At 69.2% G+C, this 21,144-nt stretch carries 17 protein-coding genes; 8 read left to right on the forward strand and 9 right to left on the reverse strand.

What is annotated here, in order from left to right; genetic code table 11:
- Window positions 1–87: 87 nt before the first annotated feature.
- A complete protein-coding gene (locus J2Y49_RS14180) occupies window positions 88–1,251 on the reverse strand; it encodes a cobalt-precorrin-5B (C(1))-methyltransferase (RefSeq protein ID WP_310115485.1) in 1,164 nt (387 codons plus the stop codon).
- Here J2Y49_RS14180 and cobA point away from each other — a divergent pair.
- The 3 genes from cobA to bluB are packed head-to-tail and all read left to right on the forward strand — an operon-like array spanning window position 1,250 to window position 4,012.
- Complete coding sequence (gene cobA, locus J2Y49_RS14185) at window positions 1,250–2,050, forward strand: uroporphyrinogen-III C-methyltransferase (protein ID WP_310115486.1); 801 nt, start codon at window positions 1,250–1,252, stop codon at window positions 2,048–2,050. The two genes, J2Y49_RS14180 and cobA, sit on opposite strands and share 2 nt — an antisense overlap.
- Window positions 2,043–3,356, forward strand: a complete 1,314-nt coding sequence (locus J2Y49_RS14190) for a cobyrinate a,c-diamide synthase (protein WP_310115487.1) — start codon at window positions 2,043–2,045, stop codon at window positions 3,354–3,356. The genes cobA and J2Y49_RS14190 overlap by 8 nt, the downstream gene beginning before the upstream one ends.
- A gap of 2 nt (window positions 3,357–3,358) precedes the next feature.
- Window positions 3,359–4,012 carry a 5,6-dimethylbenzimidazole synthase gene (gene bluB, locus J2Y49_RS14195; protein WP_310115488.1) on the forward strand — a complete coding sequence of 218 codons (654 nt, stop codon included), beginning with the start codon at window positions 3,359–3,361 and terminating at the stop codon, window positions 4,010–4,012.
- A 45-nt stretch (window positions 4,013–4,057) separates the two neighbouring features.
- Here bluB and J2Y49_RS14200 read toward each other — a convergent pair whose 3' ends face one another.
- The gene (locus J2Y49_RS14200) at window positions 4,058–6,649 is read right to left on the reverse strand and encodes a DUF4347 domain-containing protein (protein ID WP_310115489.1); all 2,592 of its coding nucleotides are present in this window, start codon (window positions 6,647–6,649) and stop codon (window positions 4,058–4,060) included.
- A 363-nt stretch (window positions 6,650–7,012) separates the two neighbouring features.
- Here J2Y49_RS14200 and J2Y49_RS14205 point away from each other — a divergent pair, with 363 nt between their 5' ends.
- Complete coding sequence (locus J2Y49_RS14205) at window positions 7,013–8,014, forward strand: MDR family oxidoreductase (RefSeq protein WP_310115490.1); 1,002 nt, start codon at window positions 7,013–7,015, stop codon at window positions 8,012–8,014.
- A gap of 120 nt (window positions 8,015–8,134) precedes the next feature.
- Here J2Y49_RS14205 and J2Y49_RS14210 read toward each other — a convergent pair whose 3' ends face one another.
- The 7 genes from J2Y49_RS14210 to J2Y49_RS14240 all read right to left on the reverse strand — a co-directional run bounded on the left by J2Y49_RS14210 (window position 8,135) and on the right by J2Y49_RS14240 (window position 16,542).
- The gene (locus J2Y49_RS14210) at window positions 8,135–9,418 is read right to left on the reverse strand and encodes a TRAP transporter large permease (protein WP_310115491.1); all 1,284 of its coding nucleotides are present in this window, start codon (window positions 9,416–9,418) and stop codon (window positions 8,135–8,137) included.
- A complete protein-coding gene (locus J2Y49_RS14215) occupies window positions 9,409–9,948 on the reverse strand; it encodes a TRAP transporter small permease (protein ID WP_310115492.1) in 540 nt (179 codons plus the stop codon). The genes J2Y49_RS14210 and J2Y49_RS14215 overlap by 10 nt, the downstream gene beginning before the upstream one ends.
- Window positions 9,949–10,012: 64 nt before the next feature.
- Complete coding sequence (locus J2Y49_RS14220; protein ID WP_310115493.1) at window positions 10,013–11,017, reverse strand: TRAP transporter substrate-binding protein; 1,005 nt, start codon at window positions 11,015–11,017, stop codon at window positions 10,013–10,015.
- A 531-nt stretch (window positions 11,018–11,548) separates the two neighbouring features.
- Window positions 11,549–12,190 (reverse strand): TerC family protein, encoded by a 642-nt coding sequence (locus tag J2Y49_RS14225; protein ID WP_310115494.1) that lies wholly within the window; start codon window positions 12,188–12,190, stop codon window positions 11,549–11,551.
- A 267-nt stretch (window positions 12,191–12,457) separates the two neighbouring features.
- Window positions 12,458–13,519: a Gfo/Idh/MocA family oxidoreductase gene (locus J2Y49_RS14230; RefSeq protein ID WP_310115495.1), complete on the reverse strand. Its 1,062-nt coding sequence runs from the start codon at window positions 13,517–13,519 to the stop codon at window positions 12,458–12,460.
- The gene (locus tag J2Y49_RS14235) at window positions 13,519–14,325 is read right to left on the reverse strand and encodes a GntR family transcriptional regulator (protein ID WP_310115496.1); all 807 of its coding nucleotides are present in this window, start codon (window positions 14,323–14,325) and stop codon (window positions 13,519–13,521) included. The genes J2Y49_RS14230 and J2Y49_RS14235 overlap by 1 nt, the downstream gene beginning before the upstream one ends.
- Window positions 14,326–14,478: 153 nt before the next feature.
- A complete protein-coding gene (locus J2Y49_RS14240; protein ID WP_310115497.1) occupies window positions 14,479–16,542 on the reverse strand; it encodes an NADPH-dependent 2,4-dienoyl-CoA reductase in 2,064 nt (687 codons plus the stop codon).
- Between the two features lie 276 nt (window positions 16,543–16,818).
- Between J2Y49_RS14240 and hyi the strand changes: the two genes are divergently transcribed.
- From hyi to J2Y49_RS14260, 4 genes are all read left to right on the forward strand, one after another.
- Window positions 16,819–17,613: a hydroxypyruvate isomerase gene (gene hyi, locus J2Y49_RS14245; protein ID WP_310115498.1), complete on the forward strand. Its 795-nt coding sequence runs from the start codon at window positions 16,819–16,821 to the stop codon at window positions 17,611–17,613.
- A 36-nt stretch (window positions 17,614–17,649) separates the two neighbouring features.
- Window positions 17,650–18,534, forward strand: a complete 885-nt coding sequence (gene glxR, locus J2Y49_RS14250) for a 2-hydroxy-3-oxopropionate reductase (protein WP_310115499.1) — start codon at window positions 17,650–17,652, stop codon at window positions 18,532–18,534.
- 243 nt (window positions 18,535–18,777) lie between these two features.
- Window positions 18,778–20,040, forward strand: coding sequence for a glycerate kinase (locus J2Y49_RS14255; RefSeq protein ID WP_310115500.1), 1,263 nt, complete (start codon window positions 18,778–18,780; stop codon window positions 20,038–20,040).
- An 85-nt stretch (window positions 20,041–20,125) separates the two neighbouring features.
- Entirely contained in the window at window positions 20,126–21,136 is a 1,011-nt protein-coding gene (locus J2Y49_RS14260; protein WP_310115501.1) for an aldo/keto reductase, read from the forward strand.
- Window positions 21,137–21,144 lie beyond the last annotated feature (8 nt).

Raw genomic sequence — 21,144 nt, forward strand, 5'->3', positions numbered from 1 at the left:
TTCGGCGCAGCCGAAGAGATCCTCGAAGCGCATCCCCCTCACCCTAACCCTCTCCCCGGGGGGGAGAGGGAACAATATCTGATCGGATCAGGTGCTGCGGTTGAACGGCGCACTCCCCACGATGCGCCCCTGCCGGTCGGTGACGAGCACCTCGACGGCGACCGGCGCATCCTCCAGCACCTCCTGAGCGGCGCGGCGGGCCAGTTCCGCCACATGGTCGGCCAGGGCCAAGCCGGCGGCATCCGCCATGCCCAGCACCTGCGCCGCCGTGTTGGCGCCGCGCGCTTGCGTGATCAGGTCCGGCCCGGCCCCGAGGTCCGCCAACCGCTCGGCCAGCCAGTCGAAATCGACAGCATGGCGCTTGCTGTGCAGGTCCATCAGTCCGCGCGCCAGCTTGCCGAACTTGGCGAAGCCACCGCACAGGGTCAGGCGCGGAATAGGGTGCCGGCGCAGATATTTCAGCGTGCCGCCGACGAAATCGCCCATATCGAGCAGCGCCTGCTCGGACAGGCCATAGCGGGCCACCACCGCCTTTTCCGACAGGTCGCCGGTGCAGGCCGCGACATGGGTCAGCCCGGCGGCGCGCGCCACGTCGATGCCGCGCTGGATCGAGGCGATCCAGGCCGCGCAGGAATAGGGCACGACGATCCCGGTCGTCCCGAGAATCGACAGCCCGCCCAGAATGCCGAGCCGCCCGTTCATGGTGCGCTTGGCGAGTTGCTCACCATTCTCCACCCCGACCTCGACCACCAGATCGGCCGGCTGGCCGGCCGCGGCGGCTGCCTCCCCCACGGCCTGCGCGATCATGCTGCGCGGCACCGGGTTGATGGCAGGCTCGCCGACCGGCAGCGGCAGGCCGGGCAGGGTCACGGTGCCGACGCCGGGACCGGCACGGAAACTCACGCCGCTGCCGGGCGCGCCGCGCCAGACCCGCGCCCGCACCAGCGCGCCATGGGTCACGTCGGGATCGTCGCCAGCATCCTTGACCACGCCGGCCGCGGTCCAGGGTCCATCCGGCCCCTCCCCCCGCTCCGTCACCGCCAGCGCGAAGGCCGGGGTCTGGCCGCCGGGCAGGGCCACGGTCACCGGATCGGGAAACTCCCGGCCGAACAGCGCTTCTGCCGCCGCCCGCGCCGCCGCGGTGGCGCAGGTTCCCGTCGTCCAGCCGCGGCGCAAGGGTGTAGCATGCTCCGGCACGCCAGCCCCTTCCGCACCGCCTTCCGTCTTCTCCGAGCCCGAGTCCGCGTTCATGTCGTTTGAGTCGTCCATTCCCGAAAGCGTCCTGGTCCCCTTCGCCCCCGGCAGCGTCTGGCTGGCCGGCTCCGGCCCCGGCGACCCCGGCCTGCTGACCCTGCTGGCGCTGCAAGGTCTAAGGCAAGCCGACGTCATCGTCCATGACGCGCTGGTCGGCGAACGGATCATGGCGCTCGCCAGCCCGTCGGCAAGGCTGGAATTCGCCGGAAAGCGCGGCGGCCGCCCCTCCGCCCATCAGGACGACATCACCAACCGCCTGATCGAGCTGGCGAAGGAGGGACACCGCGTCCTGCGCCTGAAGGGCGGCGATCCCTTCGTCTTCGGCCGCGGCGGCGAGGAGGCGCAGGCGCTGGCGGCAGAGGGCATTCCCTTCCGCATCGTTCCGGGCATCACGTCGGGCATCGCCGGCCCGGCCTATGCCGGCATTCCGGCGACACACCGCGACACCAACCAGGCGGTGATCCTGGCGACCGGCCACTCGCTGGGCGGCGGGCCGGACTGGCGGGCGCTGGCCGCCACCAAGGCGCCGCTGATCCTCTATATGGGCTGGAAGGCGCTGCCGACCATCGCGGCGGAGCTGATGGCCGGCGGCCTGTCCGCCGACACCCCCGTCGGCGTGGTGACGGAGGCGACGACCGCCAACCAGAAGACCCTCGTCACCAGCCTCGGCACCTGCGTCGCCGATCTGGCGGCGAGCGAACTGGAACCGCCCGCCATCATCGTGATCGGCGAGGTGGTGCGGCTGCGCCCGGCGCTGGAGTGGCTGCCGGGCCAGATGGCGCTGCAAAATGGCTAATGGCATCATCATCGCCGCCCCGGCCTCGGGCACCGGCAAGACGACGCTGACGCTGGGCCTGCTGGCGGCGTTGCGCGCCCGCGGCGTGGCGGTTGGGGCGGTGAAGTCGGGGCCGGACTATATCGACCCGGCCTTCCACCGCGCCGCCACCGGCCGGCCGAGCGTGAACCTCGACACTTGGGCAATGGGGCCGAACCTGCTGGACGGGCTGGCCGCCCGCGCCGCCGAGGGCGCCGACCTGCTGGTCTGCGAAGCGCTGATGGGCCTGTTCGACGGCGTGGCCGGCGTCGGCGCCACCGGCACCGGATCGACGGCGGAGATCGCGGCGCGCACCGGCTGGCCGGTGCTGCTGGTGGTGAACGCCAAGGGTCAGTCGCAGTCGGCCGCGGCATTGGTGAAGGGCTTCGCCACCTACCGCGACGACGTGACCATCGGCGGCGTCGTGCTGAACAATGTCGGCAGCCCGCGCCACACCGCGCTGGCCGGCAATGCCATCGAGGCGCTGGGCATCCCCCTGCTGGGCGCCCTGCCCCGCGCGCCGGATCTCAGCCTGCCCGAACGCCATCTCGGCCTCGTCCAGGCCGACGAGACGGAAGGGCTGGCCGACCGGCTGGCGGCACTCGGCCGCTTCATCGCCGAGCATGTCGACCTCGACCGCGTCGTCGCGCTGGCGAAACCGTCGAAGGCCGGGCGCGGCAGCGATGCCCCCGCCCTGCCGCCGCTGGGCCAGCGCATCGCCATCGCGCGGGATGCCGCCTTCACCTTCGTCTATCCGCACCTGACCGCCGGCTGGCAGGCGGCGGGCGCGGAGTTGCGTTTCTTCTCCCCCCTGGCGGACGAGGCGCCCTCGGGGGATGCGGACGCCGTCTATCTGCCCGGCGGCTATCCGGAACTGCATGCCGGCCGCCTCGCCGCCAACCACACCTTCCGCGACGGGCTGCGCGCGGCGGCGGAGCGGGTGCCGGTCTATGGCGAGTGCGGCGGCTACATGGTGATGGGGGAGACGCTGGAGGATGCCGATGGCGTCACCCACCCGATGACCGGGCTGCTGGGCGTGCGCACCTCCTTCGCCAAGCGGCGGCTGCATCTCGGCTATCGCCGGGCGGCCCTGCTGGCCGACGGGCCGCTGGGACCGGCCGACACGCCGCTGATGGGGCACGAGTTCCACTATGCCTCGACCCTTGCCCGCGGCGATGACGCGCCGCTGCTGCATGCGACGGCGGCGGACGGCAGCGACCTGGGCGCGCTGGGCAGCCGGCGCGGGCTGGCGCTGGGATCTTTCGTCCACCTGATCGCTCGGGGGTAACAATGGAGGAGGATTTCACGCCGGCTGAGCGCGACGCCCTCTACAAGGCGATCTTCTCCCGCCGCGACGTGCGCGGGCAGTTCCGGCCCGATCCGGTGCCGGACGAGGTGCTGACCCGCATCCTGCTGGCCGCCCACCATGCGCCGTCTGTGGGCTTCATGCAGCCCTGGAACTTCATCGTCGTCACCGACAAGGATGTGAAGTCACGCATCCACGCCGACTTCACCCACGCGACCGAGGAAGCGGCGGCGATGTTCGAGGGGGAGCGCCGCAGCCTCTACAGCCGGCTGAAGCTGGAAGGCATCCGCGAGGCGCCGATCAATCTCTGCATCACCTGCGACCGCGAACGCTCGGGCCCGGTGGTGCTGGGCCGCACCCACATGCCGGCGATGGACCTCTACAGCTGCGTCTGCGCCGTGCAGAATCTGTGGCTGGCGGCGCGGGCGGAAGGGCTGGGGGTCGGCTGGGTCAGCATCCTGCACGAGGACGCACTGCGGGACGCGCTGGGCATCCCGGAGCGGATCGTGCCGATCGCCTATCTGTGCCTCGGCCACGTCACCCATTTCGAGGCAACGCCGGAACTGGAAACCAAGGGCTGGCGCAAGCGCCTGCCGTTGGAGGATCTGGTGTTCCGCGACCGCTGGCAGGGGGAGTGAAGGGACGGGCGCCACCCCCGTGCAGGGACGGCGCCCGCCGCCGGGTCAGCCGATCGGGTTGGCGAACAGGAAGTTCTCCGCCGTCAGCGTGCCACGGTCGACGCTCATCAGCTTGACGGTGCTGGTGCTGCCGATGTCGATCGACAGGTCGGCCCCGCTCTGGACGGAGTGGGTCAGCACGTCGTTCAGGCTGGTGAAGCCGGCGACGCTGCGCAGGTCGATGACGTCGCCGCCGGTGCCGGCCTGGAAGTCGCCGATGCAATCCCAGCCGTCGGCCGCACCCTGCACGAAGGTATCCCGCCCGGCGCCGCCGACCATGTAGTCGTTGCCGCCATTGCCGGTGATGGTGTCATTGCCGCTGCCGCCGGCCAGATACTCCCCTGCCAAGGTCCCGGTGACGGTCTGTCCGGTGCCGCCCCCAGTGGAACCCCCGCCGGTGGAACCGCCACCCGTGCTCCCGCCCGGAGAGGCGTTGAGGAAGGAGAAGTTGGCGGCGGTCAGGCTGCTGCGGGTGACGTTGGCCAGAGTGACGCTGTTGTTGTCGTCGAAGCGGACGATGGTGTTGGCGCCCTCCTGGGTGGTGGCGGCCATCACCGCGGTGTAGTCGGTCAGCCCGGCCCAGCCCGCGACATTCAGTACGTCGCCGCTGCCGCCGGCCTGGAAGTCGGCGACATAGTCCCAGCCGTCGCCGGGCTTGAAGACGAAGCTGTCGCTGCCGGCACCGCCGACCATGTAGTCGTTGCCGCCGTTGCCGGTGATGACGTCGTTGCCGGCGCCGCCGGCCAGATAGTCGCGGGCATCGGTGCCGGTCAGCGTCAGGCCGCCAGAGGAGCCCCCAGTGGAGCCGCCAGTGGAGCCGCCGGGATTGCTTCCTCCGGGAGTGCCGCCCCCCGTATCGCCGCCGCCGGTGTTGCCGCCGGACCCGGCCTGCCCCAGCGTGATGGTGTTGCCGGACAGGCTGATGTTGGACGCGGCGAAGCTGCCGGCGATGCGCAGGGTCACGTCGGCCCCGGCGGCGGCATCCAGCCCGACATGGACAAGGGTGACGCCGTTCACCGTCTCCGCCTGGACCTGACCGGCCTGGAGCGTGCCGCCGCTGCCGGTGCCCACGCTGCCCGACAGCGCCGCCCCGGCGATGGCGAAAGCGTCGCCGGTGACCGCGCCGGTGATGCCGGTGAAGCCGTTGGCCTGGGCCGCCGTCATCGTCACGGTGTGGCGCTGGCTGCCGGTCAGGGCCAGCGTCTCGACGCTGGTCAGCGTCATGCCGCTGATGTCGATCTTCGGCGAGGCGACATCGTTGTGGTATTCCAGATTGTAGCCGTTGAAGCTGGTCAGGTTGTCGGAGCGTACCTCCAGCGTATCGGTGCCGGTGCCGCCGTCGAAGCCGACGGTGCCCGCGTCATACTGGCTGACGACGATGTAGCGGTCGTTGCCGGCCTCGCCGAAGATCGTGTCGGCCTGGGTCTGGGCATAGCTGCCGGCGGTGACGATGCCGGCCAGGATGGTGTCGTCGCCGTCGCCGCCATGGATGGTGTCGCGTTCCCAGTCGCCCTTCAGCAGGTCGTTGCCGGCATCGCCATGGATCAGGTCGGCACCGCCGCCGCCAGCCACCGTGTCGTCGCCGAGTTCACCATGCAGTTCGTCATTGTCGGCGCGGCCATACATCAGGTCGGTGCCGCCGCCGCCGAAGATGGTGTCGTTGCCGTCGCCGGCCTCCAGCGTGTCGTTCCCGGCCCCGCCACGTTCGACGTCGTTGCCGCCATGGCCCCAGAACCACACCGCCGTGTCGCCCGCCGTCAGGCTGTCGGCATATTCCGAGCCGATCCAGCGCTGGATGTTGACGAAGGTATCGCCGGCGGCCTCGCCGGTGTTGTTGGCGCCGTTGGTCAGGTCCAGCGTGAGGCCGGCGGTGGCGTCCTCGTAGGTGACGATGTTGAAGCCGCTGCCGCCGACATAATGGTCGGCGCCCAGCCCGCCATTCATGGTGTCGCCGGCCGCGACGCCAGTGTTGCCGCCGCCGACCAGCGTGTCGTTGCCGATCCCGCCGACCAAGCTGTCGTTGCCGGTGCCCCCGGTGATGCTGTCGTTGCCGGCGAGCCCGTTGATCGTGTTGCCGCCATTGTCGCCAACCAGCGTGTCGTTGCCCGCTGTCGGCGTGCCGCTGTAGGCCAGCCGGTGCGGCCAGGCATCGGCGCCCGCGAAGGGACGCGCCGCCAGGATCGGGCCGGTCACCACGTCGAGGTCCCAGGAACCGCCCTGGTCCGCATGGCCGACCGGATGGCTGGCGGCGGCGACGCGCGCGCCGGTGACGGCGGCCAGACGCTCCACGAAGCGGCGGCCATTGCCGCCGGCGCCGACGTCGCAGGCATGGATCAGGATCTCGGTGCCGGTCGCATCGGGCCAGCGGCGGTCGAACAGGGCGCTGGTGTCGAGCGGCATCGCCCCCAGCTTCACCACGCCCGGCGCGCCGTGGGCGATCAGGTGGACCGCGGCCGGACCCGTCTCCAGGGCGTCGGCGAGCAGGCCGAGGGCGTCCTCGTCGGCGGCTACCCGGATCACCGTCACATCCGGCGCGTGCCGGCCGATCAACGCGTCGATATCGGCCAGCCCGGCGTCGGCAAGAATGATCCCGTGCATGAAAACCCCTTTCTGGGGAGTTGTTGGAAATTGTTTTGCGCGTTCCGTGATGTACGGGATCCTGCCCAGGCCACAATGCCCAATAAGCCGATCATTCCTTGGGAAGCATCGCGCCCGGCCGGGCGAGCTGATTTCTCCGGAACGGCGAAAGAGTACGGTCACAATCGATTTCGACGCCCTCCGGCTACTCCGCTCCAGGGCGCCGTCTTTCCGCTCTTTTGTCAAAGCGGGGTAGATGCGGTCTCATCTACCCCCAATTCGGAGGCATTCGGCGCGCCGACTGGCTGAGGCCAATTTGTTTGACCTATATCGGAATGCGGCGCATCGTTCCGGTCAGACCTGCAGCGCAACGGAGTGCGCCCGATGTCCCTTCCCGATTCCTTCACCGCCTTCGTCATCGCCGACGACCACGGCAAGCCCAAAGGCTCCTTCACCACGCTTTCGCCGTCCGATCTGCCGGACCACGAGGTGCTGGTCGAGGTCTCCCATTCCACGGTCAACTACAAGGACGGCCTCGCCGTCACCGGTAAGGCGAAGATCGCCCGCAAGCTGCCGATGGTGGCGGGGATCGATCTCGCCGGCACGGTGGTCGAGTCGCGCTCGCCCGATTGGAAGGCTGGCGACCGGGTGGTGGTCAACGGCTGGGGCCTGTCGGAGACGCAATGGGGCGGCTACAGCCGCTATCAGCGGGTGAAGCCGGACTGGCTGACCCGGCTGCCCGACGCCTTCACGCCGGAACAGGCGATGGGGATCGGCACCGCCGGCTATACCGCGGCGCTGTGCGTCGACGCGCTGGAACGGTGGGGCACGATCCAGCCCGGCGGCCGGGAGGTGCTGGTCACCGGTGCGGCCGGCGGCGTCGGGTCGGTGGCGGTCGCCCTGCTGGCCAAGCGCGGCTATGCCGTCACCGCCTCCACCGGGCGGCCGGAGACGCACGAGTATCTGCGCGGCCTTGGCGCCGGCGGCTTCATCGACCGCGCCACCCTGCTGGAGAAGGGAGCACCCCTGCAGAAGGAGCGCTGGGCCGGCGGCGTCGATTCGGTGGGCGGCGTGACGCTGGTCAACGCCCTGGCGCAGACGGTGTGGGGCGGGGCCGTCGCCGCCTGCGGGCTGGCCGGCTCGTCCGACCTGCCCGGCACGGTGCTTCCGCACATTCTGCGCAGCGTGACGCTGATCGGCATCGATTCGGTGATGGCCCCGGCCGACCGCCGTGCGTCGGCCTGGGCAAGGCTGGCCCGCGACCTCGACTCCGGCCACCTGTCCTCGATGTACGAGGTCCATCCCTTCGCCGACCTGCCGGCGCTGGGCGAACGCATCCTGGCCGGCCAGATCCGCGGCCGGGTGGTTCTGGACCTGACGGCCTGATACCGGCGGCCTGAATCCGGCGCATAAAAAATGGGCCATCGGCGAGAAGTCGATGGCCCAGTCCAGGAGAGAAATCGTTCAGGGGAGAATTCGTTCACGAGAACCGGGGCCCGCCCCGGATCAGTTCATCAGCAGGCGCGGCAGCCACAGCGAGAAGGCCGGAACGTAGGTGACCAGCAGCAGCGCCAGGAACAGCGCCCCGTAGAAGGGCGTGATGGAGCGCATCACCTCGCCCACCGACACGCCGCCGATGGCGCAGCCGATGAACTGGGTGGTGCCGACCGGCGGGGTGTTCAGGCCGAGCGCGCAGTTGATCAGCATCACGATGCCGAACTGCACCGGGTCCATGCCGTAGGTCATGGCGATCGGCAGGAAGATCGGCGTGCAGATCAGGATCGTGCTGGCCATGTCCATGAAGGTGCCCAGCAGGAACAGGATGATGTTGATCAGCAGGAAGATGACGATCGGGTTGGACGAAATGCCGGCCAGCAGCTCGCCGGTCATGTCCGCCACCTCGTAGAGCCCCATGAGGTACTGGAACATCGTCGACACGCCGATCAGCAGCAGCACCACGCCGGTGGTCTTCACCGTCTTGGCGGCGGCGGCCAGGAACTTCTCCAGCGTCAGCGTGCGGTAGACCAGCGTGGTCAGCAGCAGCGCATAGATCACGGCCACGGAGGCCGATTCGGTCGCGGTGAACACGCCGCTGGTGATGCCGGCCAGGATGATGACGACGATCAGCATGCCAGGCAGGGCGGCGGCGAAGCTGTGCAGCAGGATGTCCCAGCCGGGGAAGGACCCCTTCGGGTAGCCGCGGCGGACCGCGACGTAATAGGCGGCGCCCAGGTTGCAGACCATCAGCAGCAGCGCCGGCATCAGGCCCGCGGCGATCAGCGCGCCGATGGACGCCTTACCGCCGGCGGCCAGCGCGTAGATGATCATGTTGTGGCTGGTCGGCATCAGCGCGCCGACCAGCGCGGCGTGGGTGGTGACGTTGACCGCGTAGTCGGCGTGGTAGCCCTCCCGCTTCATCATCGGGATCATCACGGCGCCCATGGCCGACACGTCGGCGACCGGGGAGCCGGCGACGCCGCCGAACAGGGTGCAGGCCACCACGTTGGACATGCCCAGCCCGCCGCGGATGTGGCCGACCATGCTCTTCGCCGCGGCGACGATCTTGTCGGCGACGCCGCCGTGCAGCATCAGCTCGCCCGAGAAGACGAAGAAGGGAATGGCCAGGAACGAGAAGACGTTCATCCCCGACATCATCTGCTGGAAGACCACCGCGACGGGCAGGCCTTCATAGAGGATGGTGCAGAGCGCCGACAGGCCGATGGCGAAGGCGACCGGAATGCCGAGGATGAGAAAGCCGAAGAAGGTGATGCTGAGGATCATCAGTTCCATGACGGCTTTACCTCCTCGCCGCGCAGGATGGCGACGATATGCTCGATGGAGAACAGGACGATCAGCACACCCGACAGGACCAGCGGCACGTAGCGTACGGCTTCGGAGATGTGGAGGTTCGGGATCGTGTAGGACATGACGGAACTGCCGAGAACCCAGCCGTTGTAGGCCATGCAGCCGCCGAAGATTCCGACCAGCGCGTAGATGAAGATGTCCATCTTGCGCCGCGCACTGTCAGACAGCATCACCAGCAGGGATTCGAGCCCGATGTGGCCGGCGTCGCGGACGCCGACGGCGGCACCGATCAGGGTGACGTACAGCACCAGCACGATGGCCAGGCTTTCCGCCCATGTCGGCGAGTTGTTCAGCACGTAGCGGCCGAACACCTGATAAAAGACGACCCCGACGATCGCCATCAGACCGATGATGGCGACATACATGCCGGCCTTGGCCAGCGCCGCGTTCATCCGCGTCAGCCAGCCGGCGGAATGCGGCGGGCTGACATCCATTGCTTGCAGCTCGATATCCATGCTGCGGCTCCCCTTGGGTGGCGGCACCGTCCCGCCGGGGACGGCGCCGCGCCTCACCCCTTGCTTACTTGGTTTCCTGGACGCGCTGCACGAGGCTCTGGAGCTTCGGCGTGTTGGCGAACTTGTCGTAGACGGGCTTCATCGCATCGATGAATTCCTGCTTGTTGGTGACCTCGACGATCTGGGCGCCGGCCTTGGTCACGACGTCCTTCGACTTCTGCTCGCGCTCTTCCCACAGCTTGCGCATGTAGGGCACCGACTCCTTGGCGGCCTGGCGGACCAGGGCCTGGTCGTCCTTGGACAGGCGGTCCCAGGCGACCTTGGAGAAGACCAGCACTTCCGGCGCCATCGCGTGTTCGGTCAGCGTGAAGTACTTGGCGGCCTCGAAGTGGCGCGAGGACTCATACGACGGGTAGTTGTTCTCGGCCGCATCGACGATGCCGGTCTTGAGCGCGGTGTAGACCTCGCCGAAGGGCATCGGCGTGGCGTTGGCGCCCAGCGCCTGGATCATGGCGACGAACAGGTCGGACTGCTGGACGCGGATCTTGGCGCCCTTCATGTCGGCCAGCGTCTTGTAGGGCTTGGCGGCCGAATACATGCTGCGCGAGCCGCTGTCGTAGAAGGCGAGGCCGACCATGCCCTGGCTTTCCATCGCCGCCAGGATTTCGTCGCCGATCGCACCGTCCAGGACACGGCGCATGTGGCCGGTGTCGCGGAAGATGAAGGGCAGCGCGGTGACCATCGTCTCCGGCACCACGTTGTTCAGCGGCGCCACGTTGATGCGCATCATCTCGAGCGCGCCGATCTTCAGCTGCTCGATGGTGTCCTTTTCGTTGCCGAGAGCGCCGTTCGGGAACACCTTGATGCCGAGACGGCCGTTGGTGCGTTCCGCCAGCAGCTTGCCGACATAGCGCGCCGCCTCGACGGTCGGGTAGTCGGTCGGGTGGATGTCGGCCGACCGGAAGTCGCGCGCGGCGGCCGGAGCCGACAGCATCGGCGCGGCCATCATGCTGCAGACGGCACAGGCGGCCAGCAGCGCGGTGCGGACCGAAGTCAGAGCAAACTTCATAGGTTCTCCTCCTGTGTGCGGGGCCGGAGCCTGAACGGGCCGGCCTCTCTTGTTCTGGTGTTTCCGAATTGCCTGGTGGCCGGTGGGCCGCCCGTGTGTGACTGGATGAACCGTGGACCGGTGGCAGACGAAGCGTGGATGAGGCCCCTTTGCCGAGACCGGCTTTCGCAGCGCTGCGACCGCGCCACGCGCGGCCGGAAATTGCGCATGGCCGACACAGGCCCTGCCCTTGCCCCCATCCTCATTCCGCTCCGCTTGGCAACGGTGCCGCCCCCCGGCGGCGCCCTGTTCACGTCACTTAGGATATTAGTATATCACTCTGCGTGCAAGTCTGAAAGTTCAAGCCGGAAACTACCGTTTGGACTTTAAACTGAATCAGATTGGCGGGGAGAGAGACAAAGTGGCTGCGGATGCGGGTTTCAGCCAGTACACGGATCGCCGCAGGGGGTTGGGTGCGACATTCGGCCCCAGCTCTCGCCGCAGCCCTTCCCCCATTCGCTCAAACGCGGCGGCCGGTCATCTTACGGCCGGTCAGCCGTGACCGTTCACCAGGGGCCACACCTCCATGGCGCCGCGGTAGATCATGTCCAGGGCGACGTAGAAGATGATGGCGAGGCCGACATAGGCCAGCCAGCGGTGCTTCTGCAGGACGCGGGCGATGACGCTGGCGGCAAGGCCCATCAGGGCGATCGACAGGGTCAGGCCGATGACCAGCACCCCCAGATGCTCGCGCGCGGCGCCGGCCACGGCCAGAACGTTGTCCAGCGACATCGACACGTCGGCGACGACGATCTGCCAGACCGCCTGGCTCAGGGTCTTGCGCGGACCTGCCGTATCGGCTCCGCCGTCGTCCTCCAGCACCTCGACCGCCTCGTCCTCCTCATGGGACTGGCGCAGTTCGCGCCACATCTTCCACGAGACCCACAGCAGCAGCACACCGCCGGCCAGCAGAAGCCCGATGATCTGGAGAAGCTGGGTGGTGACCGCCGCGAAGGCGATGCGCAGCACAGTGGCGGCCAGGATGCCGATCAGGATGGCCTTGCCGCGCTGTTCCCGCGGCAGTCCGGCGGCGGCGAGACCAATGACGATGGCGTTGTCGCCGGCCAGCACCAGGTCGATCATGATGACCTGAAGCAGCGCGAAAAGCGCCTCAGTTGTGAATAGCTCCGTCATTTGAGCGGATGTCCTCGCATCACGAAAAATGTGGGCGGAGAGACCGCGCGAGGGCTGTTCGGACCGGCCGGGTCATGCCGAAGCATCGACGGAAGGCGTCGGTCGGGGGCACGGGGCGCGGGCCGCTCCTTGGTGTTCCCAGTCCGACATCGCAACCGGTGAGGTTGCCAGAGGGGCCCGGCCTGGTGCTGGCGCTTTACGCCAAAGTGGTGGTTTCCGCAAGGCCGCACACCGCGCGGCCCGGCGGAGGGAGTTCGGGTTGCGGGGTCAGGGTTCGGCCACCTCCACGGTTGTGCCGCCGGCGGCGGCGTCCAGGATCGCGTCGATCAGGCGGTGCACCTTCAGCGCCTCCCGCCCGTCCACCCGCGGCCGGCGCCCCTCGTCGAGCGCATCCAGGAAGTCGGACAGCACGGCCCGGTGATGCTGGTGCGAGAAAGCCATCGGGTCGGCGCCGCCGCCCAGCGTGGCGCCGTCCTGGCCGGCGGAGATGCGCTCGCCGCCGACCAGCCGCACCTCCAGCCGGTCGCCGGACAGCACGGCCGACCCGCCGGTTCCGGCGATCTCGATCCGCTCCGGATAGCCGGGGTAAGCGGCGGTGGTGGCGTCGATGGTGGCCAGCATCCCATTGCCGTAGCTGAGGGCGGCGGCGACCACGTCTTCCGTATCCATCCGGCGAAGCACGCTGGTGGCAGCGAAGCCGGCGACCCGCTCAGGCAGGCCGAGCAGGCCGACGAAGGCGTCCAGCGTATGGATCGCCTGGGTCAGCAGCACCCCGCCGCCGTCGCGCGCCTTCATGCCGCGGCCGGGCTGGGCGTAATAGGCGGCGTCGCGCCACCAGCGCACCGACACAGCCGCCGACAGCGGCCGGCCCAGCGTGCCGTCGCGCATCAGCCCGGCCAGCCGCTCCACCGAGGCGCGGAACCGGTGCTGCAGGACGACGCCCAGCGTCAGCCCGGCCGCCTCCATCGCCGAAACCACGGCGCGCGCGCCCTCCGGCGTGGCGTCCAGCGGCTTTTCCAGCAGCACATGCTTGCCGGCGGCGGCACAGCGGGCGACCAGTTCGGCATGGCTGTCGGGCGGGGTCAGCAGCAGGACGGCCGACAGCGTCGGATCCTCAAGCAAGGCCTCCATCCGGTCGACCGTTGGCAGGCCGTGACGGGCGGCGAAGGCGGCGCGGCGCTCGGCCGACGGGCTGAAGCAGCCCGCCACCTCCACCCGGTCCCGAAGGTCGATCAGGCTCTGCGCATGGGGCGCCGAGGCCATGCCGAGGCCGATCACGCCGATGCGGCGGCGGCCGGGTGCAACCGAAGGGGTGATCGGGGCGGCCATCAGTGCGCTCCTTCCATGACTGCGTCGGTCAGGTTGCCGGAGAAATAGAGCGGTGCGGCATTGCGCACGTCGTCCACCGTGATCTGCAGGTTGTCCAGATGCAGGATCAGGCTCCGTTCGGCCCGGTCCGGGTCGTGGGCGGCAATGGCCTCGACGATGGCCTCATGTTCGGCGATCACCGTGCGCATCCGGCCGGGAACCGGCAGGGTCAGCCGCCGGCAGCGGTCGAGCTGGACCTTGGCCTGCTGGATGATCGTCCAGAATCCGGGATAGCCCGCCATTTCGGTGATCAGGGCGTGGAAGGTTTCGTCGGCCTGATGGAAGCCGTTGGCGTCGCCGGCCGCGTCGACCTCGCGCTGCTGTTCCAGGCAGGCGCGCAGGGCCGCGATCTGGCTGCGGCTGGCACGCTCCGCGGCGAAACGCACGGTGGCGCGCTCCAGCACCTTGCGGATCACGCCGGCTTCCGGCAGCGCCTCCAGCGGGATGCGGGCGACGAAAGTGCCGGATTGCGGGAAGATCTCGATCAGCCCCTCGTCCGCCAACCTCAGCACTGCCTCGCGCACCGGCGTGCGGCTGACGCCATAGGCTTCGGCGATCTGCTTCTCGGCGATCGGGTCGCCCGGCTTGCGCCTCAGCGACACGATCTCCGCCCGCAAATCGCGATGGATGGCGTCGGCAGCCGTCGGGCCGCGCCGCACGTCGCGCCGGGCCGGCGGGCGGATCTGCAGGGGGGCGGCCTTGCCCGGCTTGGCCGAACGGGTGGCAGCGGTGGAACCGGTTTTGGCCGGCGGGTTGCCCGATGGCATGGCGTCCAGCCTCCTCAGGAACGACTGCCACCAGAATACTAATATATCAGCTAGGGCGGCAAGCAATTTCGCTCATCCCCCGTCGCGCACGGGTGTGACAAAGGCGCCCGCACTCCCGTCATGGCTGTGGAGGAAAGGGCGAGGACCGGCCCCCTATAGTTCAGCCGCCAGCTTGGTTCCCTGGGCGATGGCGCGCTTGGCGTCCAGTTCCGCCGCGACGTCGGCGCCGCCGATCAGGTGGACGGCAAGGCCGGCGGCCGCCAACGGCGCCTGCAACTCGCGCAGCGGCTCCTGGCCCGTGCACAGCACGATGCTGTCGACGGCCAGTGTCTGCACCCGCTCGCGCTTCTCACCGAAGCTGATGGTCAGCCCCTCGTCGTCGATACGTTCGTAATTCACCCCGGACAACGCCTGGATGTTCTTCATCTTCAACTGGGCGCGGTGGATCCAGCCGGTGGTCTTGCCGAGACCGGCGCCGGGCTTGCTCGCCTTGCGCTGGAGCAGGACGATCTCCCGCGCCGGGGGCGTCAGGTGCGGGCGGATGCCGGCGACGCCGCCGCGCGCCTCGGCCGGATCGGCAACGCCCCATTCGACACGCCACAGCGCCGGCTCCAGACTGGGCGACGGCCCCTCATGCGCCAGGAATTCGCTGACGTCGAAGCCGATGCCGCCCGCTCCGACCACGGCGACCCGCCGGCCCACCGGCTTCGCGCCGCGCAGCACGTCGACATAGGTCAGCACCTTCGGATGGTCCTGGCCGGGGATCTTCGGGTCGCGCGGCACCACCCCGGTCGCCAGAACCACCGCGTCGAAGCCGGCGCCCGTCAGGTCGTCGGCGCTCACCCGCCGGCCCAGATGCAGCGCCACCCCGGTCTCCGCCAGCCGGTTGCGGAAATAGCGCACCGTCTCGTGGAATTCCTCCTTGCCGGGGATCAGCTTGGCCAAGTTGAACTGGCCGCCGATCTCGTCCGCTCCGTCGAACAGATGGACCTCGTGCCCGCGCTCCGCCGCCGTCGTGGCGCAGGCCAGCCCGGCCGGGCCGGCGCCGACCACGGCGACGCGCTTGCGCTGCTTGGCAGGGGCGATCACCAGTTCCGTCTCGTGGCAGGCGCGCGGGTTGACCAGACAGCTGGCCGTCTTGCCGGAGAAGATGTGGTCCAGGCAGGCCTGGTTGCAGGCGATGCAGGTGTTGATCGCCTCCGGCCTGCCCGCCGCCGCCTTGGCGACGAAGTTCGGATCGGCCAGGAACGGCCGCGCCATCGACACCATGTCGGCCAGCCGCTCGCCGATCACCGCGTCGCCGACCTCGGGCGTGTTGATGCGGTTGGTGGTGCAGAGCGGGATCGACACCGCCTGCTTCAGCATTCCCGTCACCCAGGCGAAATTGGCGCGCGGTACGCTGGTGGCGATGGTCGGCACCCGCGCCTCGTGCCAGCCGATGCCGGTGTTGATGATGGTGGCACCGGCCTGCTCGATGGCCTGGGCAAGCTGCACCACCTCCTCCCAGGTGCTGCCGTCGGGGATCAGGTCGAGCATCGACAGGCGGTAGATGATGATGAAGTCGCGCCCGACCGCCTCGCGCATGCGCGACACGATCTCCACCGGGAAACGCATGCGGTTCTCGTAGGAACCGCCCCATTTGTCGGTGCGCTGGTTGGTGTGGGTCACCAGGAACTGGTTGATGAGGTAGCCTTCCGACCCCATCACCTCCACCCCGTCATAGCCGGCCTCGCGCGCCAGCTCGGCGCAACGGACATAGGCGCGGATCTGGCGCTCCACCCCCCGCGCGGTCAGGGCGCGCGGGGTGAAGGGCGTGATCGGCGACTTGATGCGCGACGGCGCCACCGACAGCGGGCTGTAGGCATAGCGGCCGGCATGCAGGATCTGCAGCGCGATCTTGCCGCCTTCGGCATGGACCGCGTCGGTGATGACCCGGTGCGACCGCGCCGCCCCATGCCGCGCCAGTGTGGAGCCGAAGGGCGACAGCCACCCCTCCACATTCGGCGAGAAGCCGCCGGTCACCATCAGCCCAACCCCGCCGCGCGCCCGCTCGGCGAAATAGGCGGCCAGCCGCGGGAAATGGCGGCGCCGGTCCTCCAGCCCGGTGTGCATCGACCCCATCAGCACCCGGTTCTTCAGCACCGTGAAGCCGAGGTCGAGCGGGGCCAGCAGATGGGGGTAGGGCTGGGAGCCGGGCATGGTCACGGGCTGGCTCACTGGGTGGTTCCTCCGGCTTTTGAAGACGGCGCTTCTGGTGGCGCTGGGGATACGGATGATCCGTGCTGCGGAGCCTAGTTCAGGGTGACGTATGCGTCAACATGGTTCCGCAACGACCCATGCGCGCTCTTCCGCATTGTTCGCCCACCCCGCTTTCCGCTGGATGAAAAAGCCGTCCGACGAACTGGCTCAAGGCGCTGCGCGGCGGTCAAGCTCCCGACCCATGGGCCGCCCCTCCATCCGCGGCGGCCAATTCGCGCAACCGGGAGTTCGGCCATGGTGCAGTTCGCCGCCAACCTGACGATGCTCTACAACGAGCATCCCTTCCTCGACCGATTCGCCGCGGCGGCCGATGCCGGCTTCCGTGGCGTGGAGTATCTGTTCCCCTACGATTTCCCCGCCGACGCGCTGGCCGAGAAGCTGCGCCAACATGGCCTGACCCAGGTCCTGCACAATCTGCCCGCCGGCAATTGGGGCGGCGGCGAGCGCGGCATCGCCATCATGCCCGACCGCGTGCAGGAGTTCCGCGACGGCGTCGCCCGCGCCATCGACTATGCCGGCACGCTGGGCTGCAAACAGGTCAACTGCCTCGTCGGCATCCTGCCGCAGGACGGCGACGCCGCCGCGGCGGAAAGCACGCTGACCGGCAACCTCGCCTATGCCGCCGACGCGCTGGCCGGCACGGGCATCAAGCTGCTGATCGAGCCGATCAACACCCGCGACATCCCCGGCTTCTACCTGAACCGCACCAAACAGGCGCTGGACCTGATCGCCAAGGTCGGCTCCGGCAATCTTTACGTGCAGTACGACATCTACCACATGCAGATCATGGAAGGCGATCTGGCCCGCACCATCGAGGCCAACCTCGCCCGCATCGCCCATGTCCAGCTGGCCGACAACCCCGGCCGCTTCGAACCGGGCACCGGCGAGATCAATTATCCCTTCCTGTTCAAGCATCTGGACGCCATCGGCTACAGCGGCTGGGTCGGCTGCGAATACAAGCCGAAGACGACGACGGACGAGGGGCTCGGCTGGTTCGCGCCCTACAAGACGGAACCGGCGCACGCCTGAGGCGTCCCCACCATCACGCGAGAAAGGACCAGTACAATGAAGGTCGGATTCATCGGTCTCGGCATCATGGGCACCCCGATGGCGGGGCATCTGCTGGACGCCGGTCACACGCTCTACGTCCATGACATCAAGCCGGTGCCGGCCGACCTGACGTCCAAGGGCGCCATTCCCTGCCCCAGCGGGCGGGAGGTGGCGGCGGCGGCCGAGGTCATCATCACCATGGTGCCCGACACGCCCCATGTCGGCGCCGCCCTGTTCGGCGAGAACGGCGTCGCCGCCGGCCTGTCGTCGGGCAAGATCGTGGTGGACATGTCCTCGATCTCTCCCATCGAGACCAAGGAATACGCCAAGCGCATCAACGATCTCGGCTGCTCCTACCTCGACGCACCGGTGTCCGGCGGCGAGGTCGGGGCCAAGGCCGCCTCGCTGACCATCATGGTCGGCGGCCCGCAGGAGGCCTTCGACACGGTCAAGCCGCTGTTCGACAAGATGGGCAAGAACGTCACGCTGGTCGGCGGCAACGGCGACGGCCAGACCACCAAGGTCGCCAACCAGATCATCGTCGCGCTCACCATCGAGGCGGTGGCCGAGGCCCTGCTGTTCGCCTCCAAGGCCGGCGCCGATCCGGCCAAGGTCCGTCAGGCGCTGATGGGCGGCTTCGCCTCCTCCCGCATCCTGGAGGTCCATGGCGAGCGGATGATCAACCGCAACTTCACCCCCGGCTTCCGCATCGAGCTGCACCAGAAGGACCTGAACCTGGCGCTGAGCGGCGCGAAGGCGCTGAACCTGTCGCTGCCGCACACTGCCAGCTGTCAGCAGCTGTTCAACGCCTGCGCCGCGCAGGGTGGGGCCGCCTGGGATCACTCCGGCATGCTGCGCGCGCTGGAGCTTCTGGCCGGGCATGAGGTTGGGTCGAAGTGAGGTGAGCTTCGTATAGGTGTCGGCTTCGATTGCCCCCACCTAACCTCCCCCGCTGGGCGGGGGAGGGACTGCCGCTGAACGCCGACAAGCGTCCAATCCCCTCCCCCGCCCAGCGGGGGAGGGTCAGGGTGGGGGCATCGTCAGCCGATACCTAACCACCCCCACCCCACCCGCCCCATTTCCCCATCCCGCATTCCCGTGCATTCTACCCGCCCCGCTCCCGACGCGACCATGAGCACCGCCATGACCACAGACGCCCTGCTCCACGACCTGTTCCAGGCGGCCCTCACCGCGGTGACCGCCGAGACCCGGCTGCCGGCGGCCCTGCCGCAGCCGCCGAAGGGCCGCACGGTTGTCATCGGTGCCGGCAAGGCGGCGGCGGCCATGGCGAAGACGGTGGAAGACCACTGGCCGGGGCCGCTGACCGGCCTCGTCGTCACCCGCTACGGCCATGACCTGCCGACCGAGCGGATCGAGGTGGTGCAGGCCAGCCACCCGGTGCCGGACGCCGCCGGGCAGCAGGCGGCGCGCCGCATCGTCGAGATGGTGCGGGGGCTGACCGCCGACGACCTCGTGCTCTGCCTGATCTCCGGCGGCGGCTCCGCCCTGCTGGCCCTGCCGGCGCCCGGCATCACGCTGGACGACAAGCGCGCCGTCGCCAAGGCGCTGCTGAAGAGCGGCGCCGACATCGGCGAGATGAACTGCGTGCGCAAGCATCTGTCGGCGGTGAAGGGCGGCCGTCTGGCGGCTATGGCCCATCCCGCGCGCGTCGTCTCGCTGCTGGTCTCCGACGTGCCGGGCGACGACCCTTCGGTGATCGCCAGCGGCCCGACCGTGCCCGATCCCACCAGCTTCGCCGACGCCCGCGCCATCCTGGCGAAATACGGCATCACCCCGCCGCCCGCCGTGGCCGCCTTCCTGGAGGCCGCCGAGGACGAAACGCCCAAGCCCGGCGACCCGCGGCTGTCGGGCGCCGAGACCACCATCATCGCAACCCCGCAGGACGCGCTGAAGGCCGCGGCGGATCTTGCCCGCGACCGCGGCTATACCCCCGTCATCCTGGGCGACGCCATCGAGGGTGAGGCGCGCGAGGTCGCCAAGGTCCATGCCGGCATCGCCCGTCAGGCCGCCCGCCACGGCCAGCCGGCGCCGGTCCCGGCGGTGATCCTGTCCGGCGGCGAGACCACGGTGACGGTGCGCGGCCAGGGCCGCGGCGGCCGCAACGTCGAATTCCTGCTGGCGCTGGCGGTGGCGCTGGACGGCCATCCCGGCATTTGGGCCGCCGCCTTCGACACCGACGGCATCGACGGGACGGAGGACAATGCCGGCGCCATCCTGCGCCCCGACACGCTGAAACGGGCGGAAGCCATGGGCCTGGACGCCAAGGCATTCCTCGCCGACAACGACGGCTACAGCTTCTTCAAGGCGCTGGGCGATCTGGTCGTCACCGGCCCGACGCGGACCAACGTCAACGACTTCCGGGTGATCGTCATCGACCGCAGATGATCTCTGTCAAAGTTCGACTGACAGATATTGACATCTGTCAGTCGATAGCCGATAACCCCTCCATCACGCATCGATGGAGGGACACATGGACACGCGCACACTCGGCACATCCGGCCCCACCGTTTCCGCCCTCGGCCTCGGCTGCATGGGCATGTCCGACATGTACGGCCCCGCCGACCGGGCGGAAGGGATCGCCACCATCCATGCGGCGCTCGACGCCGGGGTGACGCTGCTCGACACCGGCGACTTCTACGGCATGGGCCACAACGAGATGCTGATCGGCGAGGCGCTGCGCGGCATCCCCCGCGACCGCTTCCAGGTCAGCGTGAAGTTCGGCGCCCTGCGCGCGCCGGACGGCAGCTGGCTCGGCTACGATGCGCGGCCGGCGGCGGTGAAGAACTTCCTGGCCCACACGCTGCGCCGGCTTGGGCTGGATCACATCGACATCTACCGCCCGTCGCGCCTCGACCCGAACGTGCCGATCGAGGACACCATCGGCGCCGTCGCCGACATGGTGAAGGCCGGCTATGTCCGCCACATTGGCCTGTCGGAGATGGGGGCCGACACCATCCGCCGCGCCGCCGCCGTCCACCCGATCTGCGACCTGCAGATCGAATATGCGCTGATCTCCCGCGGGATCGAGGACGCCATCCTGCCGGCCTGCCGCGAGCTCGGCATCGGCATCACCGCCTATGGGGTGCTGTCGCGCGGCCTGATCAGCGGCCATTGGAGCAAGGACAGAGCCGGGGACAGCGCCAACACCGGCAGCGACTTCCGCGCCCACAGCCCGCGCTTCCAGGGGGAGAACCTGGACCACAATCTGGCTCTGGTCGAGGAACTGCGCCGGGTCGCCGCGGCAAAGGGTGTCAGCGTTGCGCAGATCGCGATTGCTTGGGTGCTGTCGCGCGGTTCGGATATTGTGCCGCTGGTCGGCGCGCGGCGGCGCGACCGGCTGACCGAAGCGCTGGGAGCCCTGGAATTTGACCTCACCCCCGATGACCTCGCCGCGATCGAACGGGCGGTGCCGCCCGGTGCGGCGGCCGGCGACCGCTACGCCCCGCAACAGATGGCGATGCTCGACAGCGAGCGGCGCTGAGGCACAGT

Source organism: Azospirillum sp. BE72, from assembly GCF_031455875.1.
Taxonomy (GTDB): domain Bacteria; phylum Pseudomonadota; class Alphaproteobacteria; order Azospirillales; family Azospirillaceae; genus Azospirillum.

What these genes read in the sequence shown, in the direction of transcription:
- J2Y49_RS14200 (WP_310115489.1), bottom strand. Translation starts at nt 6,649, where the DNA reads ATGCACGGGATCATTCTTGCCGACGCCGGGCTGGCCGATATCGACGCG.
- J2Y49_RS14255 (WP_310115500.1), top strand. Translation starts at nt 18,778, where the DNA reads ATGACCACAGACGCCCTGCTCCACGACCTGTTCCAGGCGGCCCTCACC.
- J2Y49_RS14230 (WP_310115495.1), bottom strand. Translation starts at nt 13,519, where the DNA reads ATGGCCGCCCCGATCACCCCTTCGGTTGCACCCGGCCGCCGCCGCATC.
- hyi (WP_310115498.1), top strand. Translation starts at nt 16,819, where the DNA reads ATGGTGCAGTTCGCCGCCAACCTGACGATGCTCTACAACGAGCATCCC.
- bluB (WP_310115488.1), top strand. Translation starts at nt 3,359, where the DNA reads ATGGAGGAGGATTTCACGCCGGCTGAGCGCGACGCCCTCTACAAGGCG.
- J2Y49_RS14235 (WP_310115496.1), bottom strand. Translation starts at nt 14,325, where the DNA reads ATGCCATCGGGCAACCCGCCGGCCAAAACCGGTTCCACCGCTGCCACC.
- J2Y49_RS14210 (WP_310115491.1), bottom strand. Translation starts at nt 9,418, where the DNA reads ATGGAACTGATGATCCTCAGCATCACCTTCTTCGGCTTTCTCATCCTC.
- glxR (WP_310115499.1), top strand. Translation starts at nt 17,650, where the DNA reads ATGAAGGTCGGATTCATCGGTCTCGGCATCATGGGCACCCCGATGGCG.
- J2Y49_RS14205 (WP_310115490.1), top strand. Translation starts at nt 7,013, where the DNA reads ATGTCCCTTCCCGATTCCTTCACCGCCTTCGTCATCGCCGACGACCAC.
- J2Y49_RS14260 (WP_310115501.1), top strand. Translation starts at nt 20,126, where the DNA reads ATGGACACGCGCACACTCGGCACATCCGGCCCCACCGTTTCCGCCCTC.
- J2Y49_RS14220 (WP_310115493.1), bottom strand. Translation starts at nt 11,017, where the DNA reads ATGAAGTTTGCTCTGACTTCGGTCCGCACCGCGCTGCTGGCCGCCTGT.
- J2Y49_RS14180 (WP_310115485.1), bottom strand. Translation starts at nt 1,251, where the DNA reads ATGAACGCGGACTCGGGCTCGGAGAAGACGGAAGGCGGTGCGGAAGGG.
- J2Y49_RS14215 (WP_310115492.1), bottom strand. Translation starts at nt 9,948, where the DNA reads ATGGATATCGAGCTGCAAGCAATGGATGTCAGCCCGCCGCATTCCGCC.
- cobA (WP_310115486.1), top strand. Translation starts at nt 1,250, where the DNA reads ATGTCGTTTGAGTCGTCCATTCCCGAAAGCGTCCTGGTCCCCTTCGCC.
- J2Y49_RS14190 (WP_310115487.1), top strand. Translation starts at nt 2,043, where the DNA reads ATGGCTAATGGCATCATCATCGCCGCCCCGGCCTCGGGCACCGGCAAG.
- J2Y49_RS14225 (WP_310115494.1), bottom strand. Translation starts at nt 12,190, where the DNA reads ATGACGGAGCTATTCACAACTGAGGCGCTTTTCGCGCTGCTTCAGGTC.